The sequence below is a fragment of the Myxacorys chilensis genome (assembly GCF_059505265.1).
In genome coordinates, this window is the sequence record NZ_JCACKG010000309.1 from 24,169 (window position 1) to 32,805 (window position 8,637).

The window sequence follows — 8,637 nt, forward strand, 5'->3', positions numbered from 1 at the left end:
TTTTTGGGTTTACTAACAACGATTCGCCACGTTACAAAAAGAGTGAACGCTACAAAACTCCAAACTACAACGGCATCTTGCCAATTTTCTAAAAAGCCAACGCGATCGTCAATCATATTGCATCTCAATTTCGGTAAGGCTGCTTCGGAGAGCGAAGCAGCCTTCTGTTCTCTAGTGCTTTGTCCAGCAAGGGACGTCTGCGGCAAACCGACAGACCACTAGCTTAGATATTCTTGCAGCGATCGCACAGTCAGAGGTTGGGATTGCAACGACTGAATCGCTGCCGCCGTTGCTTTGGCTCCCGCGATCGTAGTGATCATCGGAATTTTGTACATTAACGCCGTTCGACGAATCAAGCGATCGTCTTCGTGCGCTTCTTGACCAGAAGGCGTGTTGATGATCAGCTGAATTTGTTCGTTTTTAATCGAATCCAACACGTGGGGTCTGCCCTCGTGTAGTTTCAGAACGAGCTTCACATCTAAACCGTGTTCCATTAGAGTTTTGCGAGTGCCTTCAGTCGCAATCACACTAAAGCCAAGCTCGATTAAGTCTTTGATCACAGGCACAACCGCCGTTTTCTCGCGATCGTTCATTGACACAAAGACCGTACCTTTGAGCGGCAACCGTTGACTGGCGGCAAGTTCAGCTTTTGAATAGGATCTGCCAAAATCAACATCAATGCCCATTACTTCACCCGTCGATCGCATTTCGGGCCCCAAAATCGTGTCGGTTCCCGGAAATTTGTCAAAGGGCAGCACCGCTTCTTTCACAGAAACATGATGCGGAACCACCTCTTGAGTGAAGTTTAATTGCTCCAAGGTTTTGCCAGACATAATTCGAGCCGCCATTTTTGCGAGGGGAACGCCGATCGCTTTCGAGACAAACGGAACCGTTCGAGAGGCGCGAGGATTGGCTTCGATGATGTACACCTGATCGCCTTGTACAGCAAATTGAATATTCATCAAACCAACGACTTTAAGCGCTTTTGCCAGTTGAGTGGTCCAGGTACGAATGCGATCGAGAGCTTCGGGCTTTAAGGTCATGGTAGGAATCGAGCAAGCAGAATCGCCGGAGTGAATGCCTGCTTGTTCGATGTGTTCCATGATACCGCCGATCACCACGTTTCCGGCTGCATCTGCGATCGCATCGACATCTACTTCGATCGCATTTTCTAAAAATCGATCGACCAAAATTGGATGATCGGGTTCAACGAGAACGGCATACCGCATATAGCGTTCGAGGTCAGCGTCTGAGTAGACGATCTCCATCGCTCGTCCGCCTAAAACGTAGCTCGGACGAACCACGACCGGATAGCCAATGTCTCTCGCGACTTTTTTGGCTTCCGAATAGCTCCGCGCCATGCCGTTCGGCGGTTGTCTGATGTCGAGTTCTCGCAAAATTCGCTCAAAGCGTTCGCGATCTTCTGCGGTGTCGATTGAGTCGGGAGAGGTTCCCCAAATCTGCGTTTCGGTGTCTGTTTCCGTTAAGTACTTATCCAACGGAACAGCTAGTTTGAGCGGCGTTTGTCCGCCAAATTGAATAATAATGCCTTTCGGATTCTCGGCTTCGATGATGTTGAGGACATCTTCTCTTGTGAGTGGCTCAAAATATAAGCGATCGCTCGTGTCATAATCCGTCGAAACCGTCTCTGGATTAGAATTCACCATGATCGTTTCGTAACCGTCTTCGCGCAAGGCAAACGCGGCATGACAGCAGCAGTAATCAAATTCGATGCCTTGACCAATGCGGTTTGGTCCGCCGCCCAAAATCATCACTTTTGGCTTGTCGGAGGGCAGCACCTCGCTTTCTTCTTCGTAAGCCGAATAGTAGTAAGGCGTGAAGGCTTCAAATTCTGCCGCACAGGTATCAACCGTTTTGTAGACAGGAATCACGCCGAGGGATTTGCGGTACGAGCGGACGGCATCTTCAGTTGTTTTGGTCGCGTAGGCAAGTTGGCGATCGCTAAATCCTTTTCGCTTGATCGCATACATCTCCTCTTTGCTGATCTTCTCTAGCGCGGTCTGCTTCAAGAATTTCTCCGTTTGCAGTAAGTCGGCGAGTTTGTCGAGAAACCATAGATCAATGTTGGTCAGTTCAAAGATCTCCTCGACGCTCATGCCCATTTTCATGGCGTGATAGACGGTAAAGATGCGATCGGGATTGGGAGTTCTCAGTCCTGCCCGAATTTGCTCTAGACTCGGCAATTTTTCATCGCGATCGCATCCCCATCCAGCGCGTCCCGTTTCAAGCGATCGCAAGGCTTTCTGAAACGATTCTTGAAAGGTGCGTCCGATCGCCATCGCTTCCCCAACCGATTTCATCTGTGTTGTCAGATAAGGCTTTGATCCCGGAAACTTCTCGAATGCAAAGCGAGGAATTTTGGTGACGACATAATCGATCGTCGGCTCAAAACTGGCAGGCGTTTTCTTAGTGATGTCGTTTGGAATTTCATCTAGTGAATAGCCAACCGCGAGTTTTGCCGCCATCTTTGCGATCGGAAATCCGGTTGCCTTCGAAGCTAACGCCGAACTCCTCGACACACGAGGATTCATTTCGATCACAATCACATCTCCCGTGACGGGATTGACGGCAAACTGAATATTCGATCCGCCTGTCTCGACGCCGATCTCGCGAATGATCTTAATCGACGCATCTCGCAGGCGTTGATATTCTTTATCGGTCAAGGTTTGGGCCGGGGCAACGGTGATTGAATCTCCCGTGTGAATGCCCATTGGATCAAGGTTCTCAATCGAGCAGATGATCACGACGTTATCTGCCAAGTCGCGCATCACTTCGAGTTCATATTCCTTCCAACCCAGCAGAGATTGCTCAATCAGAATTTGAGAAACGGGACTCGCATCTAAACCCGATTGGCAGATCTCTTCAAATTCCTGCTGATTGTAAGCAATTCCGCCGCCACTGCCGCCCATCGTAAAGGCAGGACGAATAATCAATGGATACGACCCAATTTCTTGCCCAATTTCTTTGGCTTCCGCCATTGTTTCAGCTAGACCCGATGGGCAGACTCCAACCCCAATTCGCTCCATCGCTTCTTTAAATAGTTTGCGATCTTCCGCCATCTCGATCGCGGGTAGCTTTGCGCCAATGAGTTCGACGTTGTATTTATCTAGCGTGCCATTTTTGGCCAGGGCAACAGCCAAGTTGAGCGCTGTTTGTCCGCCCATCGTCGGCAGAATGGCATCAGGTCGCTCTTTTGAAATAATTATTTCAAGAATCTCAGGCGTAAGCGGCTCGATATAGGTGCGATCGGCGGTTTCGGGGTCGGTCATGATGGTCGCTGGATTAGAGTTCACCAGCACTACCTCATAACCTTCATCCCGCAGCGCTTTACAGGCTTGGGTTCCAGAATAGTCGAATTCGCAGGCTTGACCAATCACAATCGGTCCAGAGCCAATCAACAAAATCTTGTGGAGGTCGTTGCGACGAGGCATGATAGGTCTACCATCTCATGGGTGAAATCCAGTTCATTGTAGAAGGTTTCCTATTCAGATTTGTTACCGCTTTATCTATTTTGTGAGATTGATCAGGAAGAAGGGATGAGGGATGAGAAATGAGAAATGTTAGAACCATTGCTTTGATTCTTCGTGGATTGATGCGATCGCGCTTTGTTCTCTGTTTGCACCGTACCCGATCTCATCCCTCATCCCTGTAATGGCAGTGTCACCGTCACTGTTGTTCCTTGCCCTAATTCACTCTCAACTTGAATCTCTCCCCCATGCAATTTGACGCACTGATGCACGATCGCGAGTCCCAATCCTGTACCCGGAATAGTGTCAACATTTTTGGCGCGGTGAAATGACTCAAACAAGCGCGGCATGTCTTCGGGAGGAATCCCAATGCCGTGATCCTGCACGCGAAACAACACCCATGCTGAGTTATCTTCAGTCAAGATAAAATCGACGGCTAATCGAACCTCATTTCCATCTGGAGAGTATTTAATCGCATTATTAAGCAGATTCATAAGAATCAAACCTAGTAGCTCTGGATCGAGTTCAACTTGGGTGCGACTCGCTTGATCAGCGTCTGTAGAATAGCGGTCATAGTCCAACACGAGCGATCGCTGCCGTTGATAAGCGGCTCCAACCGGCTTTGAAGAATCGACTTGAAAATCAGATAAGAGACTATGACAAAACTTTTCTAAATCAAACGAGGTCGTGTGCAACTCTAACGTGCCAGCGCTGGCTTTACCCAAGGTCAGCAGATCCGTGAGAATCGTCGTCATTGATCGCACCGCCTCTCGAATCTTTGAGAAGTAGCGCGATCGCCGTTCTTCTGTGCAGTCTGTTCCCAACCGCTCTAGCAATTCGGCAGAAGTCAGTACAATCGAAAGCGGTGTCCGAAACTCATGCGATGCGGTTGTGATAAAGCGTGACTTCAAATCATTCAATTCCCGCTCTTTCTTCAGGGCTTGCAGGGCGTCAGTTTCTGCCCGTTGTCGTTCTATGATCTCAGTTTGCAAGCGTTGGTTGGTCAATTCCAATTCTTGTGTCCGCTCTTGAACGCGGCGTTCGAGAACAGTGTTAAGCGCCTGAAGCGAGGTTTGAGCGTGATGATGATCGAGGGCAATGCTGATCGCCGTGTAGAGTTCTGTCGGTTCAAACGGCTTCAGCAGATAGCCATAAGGAGAGGTCTGTTTCAACTGTTGCAGCGTCGCGTCATCGGCATAGCCTGTCAAGTAAATCACTGGAATATTCCAGCGTTCTTGAATGGTCTCAGCAACTTGAATGCCCGTCTGACTTCCTTTAAGCCGAATATCCATCAGTACTAGATCAGGTAGAGTCTCAGAGATCAGGGCGATCGCAGATTTACCCGAGTCTGCTACTCCTGCCACGCAGAACTGAGCCGATTCTAAGCGCAACCGAATGCTAAGAGCAACAACGCTCTCATCTTCAACAATGACAATTCTCTCTCCTACCATCGCGGAGTTTCCTGCTGAGTTGCGGTGCATTAAAATCGGTATTCCTAGAAACCAAGACTAGCCTTTAAAGAAGCGACAGATCGATCTCGGTTAGACATCAACTTCTGCAAAGTCATGAGTCAATGCTTGTATTAGGCAAAGCAGAGATAACAGGTCGTTGCGATTGGCTCTGCAAGATCTAAAAGATCGCAAGGCGGAAGTCCTCTGAGCCGCTAAACGAGATGACGAATGTGTTGCACTCTGAATGTTTCTAAATGTCTTTGATATTTCTAGTTCGACCGCGTTTAAGGGTTTAACCGTGTTTATATTTAGAAAGTCACGCTCGATCATGCCTGATTGGGGGGGTTAAAGTTATCTTCCCTCGGAGTAGTGAATGTGATACAGATCCTATCACTCTGGATACATGAATTACGATGTTTAAGGGTATCCACGGCGACTTAGTGGTGACGCTTGAATGTCTAAAGATGTTGAAAATAGGCTTAAGCTAGAATCTTTCCTTAAGTACAGTGGATGTTTGGGTTGTCCTAGTTTTGTTAGCCCCAATACGTAGAGATCAGATTGGGGTGTAAGAAGAGAGAGAAGTTCGCGATCTCGCCCGTTCAATTTGCCCCAATTTCCCCACGCCAACACGACTTTTTCAACACGTTGATTTAACGTCGATAAATATAGATCGTTTTCTGCGCCAATCGGATCGTTGATGTGTTTGAGCATACTCGGCGTTTTCGCTCGGTACGCAAATGAATTCACGACTTCTAACTGCCCAAATCCCCAAGCTTTGGCAAAGCCAATGCAGCGACGAATGGTTGGATCGTTGATTGTTGCATCAGCACGATTCGGATTTAACATTACAAATCCAATAGACGGCGCATCGCTCCACTGGCGCCATAAGCGATAGCGATAGGCTTGAGTCGCATCAAAAATAGCACCTCCAATCATTTATCCGATCGGTGTTTTCCCAGGTTGAACAGCGTGGATGTATTCGCTTCCAGAGTCTGGAAAGCCGCGTCGATACACAGCTTCTTCTGGCTTGCCCCAACCGAGTTGCAAAATGATTTCTAAGTTTTCGGCTTTTCCTTGTGGCGTCAGGCTTGCCCATTCAGAGCGCTTGAGGATTCGATCGAAGTCAGATTTGGAGATGGGGCGATAAATTTTGCCGCTGTTGAGACCTAGATGTAAGTCCATTGTTGCGGTGATGTCGTTCCAGAAATGGATAACGGTGGCTTTGTGCGATCGCAGCACCTTCAAATCGTCTGGTAAGCTCACGAGTTGATCATCAACTTTGGGATAGCGCAATGATTGACTGTTGACTCGGATCTCCTCCCAGACCAAACCAGAAATCTGATGTTCTTTCTGATAGCGATGAATGGTTTGCCGAAAATCGTTGTAGGCGGTGAATCGCTGAATTCCATCGGCATTGACAAAGCGATCGATCAGCGGATTCACGCCGGATGGAATCGCCGCTAGATTCAACCGTTGTCCACTGATACAGGCTTGCCGCTCTTGCGCCAGAATCCTGAGCAGATCTTGAGTGCTGTAGGTTCGCGACATCATCAAGGGGGAGGCAGGGGAACAAGAAACACGGATGCTCTTATTCGCATCTTAGCGGTAGATCGAAAAGGAGACTGTATTTCTCACGCTCTTTTTAATGATTTTTTTGGTGTATTCCCGATGGGCGAGGGTTTACTGAACCTTTAGTTTTGCTCTATTGAGTGGTGAATCTTGAGTCAAGCAACAGTTTCATGGCGATCGCACAGTCGTCGAAGCACTCAACAATAAACTTGATGTTGGGAAAGCTGAAGCGATCGCTCTAGCAAAGGATTTAGCTAGTCCTTCTTGTAAGTGAGAGTAATAGCCAAATGAAAAGGAGCGTCTCAACACCAGTAGAAATAAACCTTTCTAAAAACAAAAAATTAGAAACCCGCTCGCCAGAAGTTGCACCAAGCCATAGCATCGCTCCATTGCTTTGAATGCTATTCACTGCTCTCTGCGTTAAATCTGTATAGAAAAGCTGATGGATCAGAAGATAAGTTAAGTACGCGATTGCAGCCAGTCTTCTAGTTTGGTAAAAGACCCAAATTAAGGTAGCAATTTTGGCAAGACCTAGAACAATTGAAAGCAGCGTACCGACTACAGGCACCATCAAAGAGACCTCATTTTAATCTTCATGCGAGCTCACAATTACAACTGAATATCTTGCAAGCTAACGTCTCGGTTGAGCGGCTGCTGACCAACTTTGCCACAACACTGATCACCTCTGGTAGTTCGCTTCAACCAAGGTGTTAGGTTCGCGCCTGCCACGCTTTCGGATTTCTACGCCCATGAAATACTGCGGTTACTATCACTCGACTAGATACGATACGGTAGTGAATGATATAGGGAAAGCGTTGTATCACGGCTCGCCGAACATCACGATAGACAGCAGGGTAAGACTCTGGCATCTGACAGATTCGATCTAAAGCCTCGTCAACCTGCTCTAAGAAATCGTCGCCTAGCCTTAATTCCTGACTTTCATACCAGCTATACGCTTCATCAAGTTCTTTACGAACTTCTGGGCGGAATACCAGTACATAATTCATCTTTGTGCTTTAACCGAGGCTTTAACTTCTTCCCAAGTCAGCACGTTGTCAGGGTTAGCTTCATAATCATCAATTCGACGATCTAGTTCCTGCTTCTGAGAGTTTGTAAGGTCGAGATAGTCTTGTTCTGCTGCAATACTGTCTAAGATAGCTTGTACGAGGCGAATGCGATCTTGAATACTTAATGCAATGATCTGATTTAAGGTGGTTGTGATGTCCATGCAGCAACCTAAAGCGCCAGAGGCGTGAGTTAGTACATCTTAAATCTAGTACATCTTAAAGGGCACCTCGAAAAATCCTGAAAAGGCTGTCTCAAGCTGAGAACGTGAAGCTAAAATATCGAAGCCATATCAGGCGCAAAACAATGGCTGTCTCTGGGTGAGACCTTAATGCGACTCCGACTTTGGCAAAATCAATTTATCGAGGTGCCTAGTAATAGTAAATACGAACAGCTATGAAAGAAGTAAATTGGTTAATTGAAAGACATATCTTTGATGGTGATGAGCAACTTTTAGCAGAACTAAGAAGGCAGAACTATTTCTACAAAGAAGTTAGATATCTTGACTTTCGACCTAGAGAAGCAGACAGATACTTTCCAGATCATGAATGTGTGTTGTTTAGAGGAACTCTAAATCTTGGTCGAGACATTTTACGAACTTCTTGGATTCCTGGAGCCTATATGGATGAAAAGAATCTTCGTTGTACGACCTACTATACTTATTTTGGTCAGTATTTGCTCAACAATAGGTATTTCATTCTCCCATTGGGTGAGTTGATTAGAAGGAGAAAAGAAATCCTTGAGTACTTTCAGTCTGACAGCGAGCTTTTTATAAGACCTAATAGCAATATGAAGTCTTTCCGTGCTGGAGTATTTAATCTTCAGACTCTGAACACAATGCAGAGTTTGGGAAGTGAGCTGAGAACAGATGAAACAACTTTAGTACTCGTTAGTGGAAAGCAATTAATCACTAAAGAGTGGAGATTTTTTGTTTACAGAGATGAAATCATCACTGGTTCACTTTACCTGATTGGAGAAGAAAGAATTGATGAGAGAATCAAAGGTGGCTATCTAGGTTGTGTTGACATTTCAGCGAAGTTCAATCAGCAAGGCAGTGAAATAAA

The 8,637-nt window shown here is 46.7% G+C and carries 8 protein-coding genes; 1 reads left to right on the forward strand and 7 read right to left on the reverse strand.

Annotated features, from left to right (window positions below):
• Nucleotides 1-218: 218 nt before the first annotated feature.
• The 7 genes from carB to AC5JLB_RS30680 form a co-directional block, all read right to left on the reverse strand.
• Nucleotides 219-3,452 (reverse strand): carbamoyl-phosphate synthase large subunit, encoded by a 3,234-nt coding sequence (gene carB / locus AC5JLB_RS30650; protein ID WP_495877603.1) that lies wholly within the window; start codon nucleotides 3,450-3,452, stop codon nucleotides 219-221.
• A 209-nt stretch (nucleotides 3,453-3,661) separates the two neighbouring features.
• Complete coding sequence (locus AC5JLB_RS30655; RefSeq protein ID WP_495877604.1) at nucleotides 3,662-4,939, reverse strand: hybrid sensor histidine kinase/response regulator; 1,278 nt, start codon at nucleotides 4,937-4,939, stop codon at nucleotides 3,662-3,664.
• 417 nt (nucleotides 4,940-5,356) lie between these two features.
• The gene (locus AC5JLB_RS30660) at nucleotides 5,357-5,875 is read right to left on the reverse strand and encodes a DUF1643 domain-containing protein (RefSeq protein WP_495877605.1); all 519 of its coding nucleotides are present in this window, start codon (nucleotides 5,873-5,875) and stop codon (nucleotides 5,357-5,359) included.
• A complete protein-coding gene (locus AC5JLB_RS30665) occupies nucleotides 5,876-6,490 on the reverse strand; it encodes a hypothetical protein (protein ID WP_495877606.1) in 615 nt (204 codons plus the stop codon).
• Nucleotides 6,491-6,758: 268 nt separating this feature from the next.
• Nucleotides 6,759-7,079, reverse strand: coding sequence for a hypothetical protein (locus AC5JLB_RS30670; RefSeq protein ID WP_495877607.1), 321 nt, complete (start codon nucleotides 7,077-7,079; stop codon nucleotides 6,759-6,761).
• 139 nt (nucleotides 7,080-7,218) lie between these two features.
• The gene (locus tag AC5JLB_RS30675) at nucleotides 7,219-7,515 is read right to left on the reverse strand and encodes a type II toxin-antitoxin system RelE/ParE family toxin (protein WP_495877608.1); all 297 of its coding nucleotides are present in this window, start codon (nucleotides 7,513-7,515) and stop codon (nucleotides 7,219-7,221) included.
• Nucleotides 7,512-7,736 carry an addiction module protein gene (locus AC5JLB_RS30680; RefSeq protein ID WP_495877609.1) on the reverse strand — a complete coding sequence of 75 codons (225 nt, stop codon included), beginning with the start codon at nucleotides 7,734-7,736 and terminating at the stop codon, nucleotides 7,512-7,514. Before AC5JLB_RS30680 ends, AC5JLB_RS30675 begins: the two co-directional genes overlap by 4 nt.
• 233 nt (nucleotides 7,737-7,969) lie before the next feature.
• On the opposite strand from AC5JLB_RS30680, the gene AC5JLB_RS30685 reads away from it, so the two are divergent.
• The coding region (locus AC5JLB_RS30685; protein ID WP_495877610.1) for an ATP-grasp domain-containing protein at nucleotides 7,970-8,637 on the forward strand (668 nt) is incomplete at its 3' end.

Bases quoted from the DNA above. Each gene is read 5' to 3' on its own strand.
- carB (WP_495877603.1), bottom strand. From the start codon at position 3,452: ATGCCTCGTCGCAACGACCTCCACAAGATTTTGTTGATTGGCTCTGGA.
- AC5JLB_RS30655 (WP_495877604.1), bottom strand. From the start codon at position 4,939: ATGGTAGGAGAGAGAATTGTCATTGTTGAAGATGAGAGCGTTGTTGCT.
- AC5JLB_RS30660 (WP_495877605.1), bottom strand. From the start codon at position 5,875: ATGATTGGAGGTGCTATTTTTGATGCGACTCAAGCCTATCGCTATCGC.
- AC5JLB_RS30665 (WP_495877606.1), bottom strand. From the start codon at position 6,490: ATGATGTCGCGAACCTACAGCACTCAAGATCTGCTCAGGATTCTGGCG.
- AC5JLB_RS30670 (WP_495877607.1), bottom strand. From the start codon at position 7,079: ATGGTGCCTGTAGTCGGTACGCTGCTTTCAATTGTTCTAGGTCTTGCC.
- AC5JLB_RS30675 (WP_495877608.1), bottom strand. From the start codon at position 7,515: ATGAATTATGTACTGGTATTCCGCCCAGAAGTTCGTAAAGAACTTGAT.
- AC5JLB_RS30680 (WP_495877609.1), bottom strand. From the start codon at position 7,736: ATGGACATCACAACCACCTTAAATCAGATCATTGCATTAAGTATTCAA.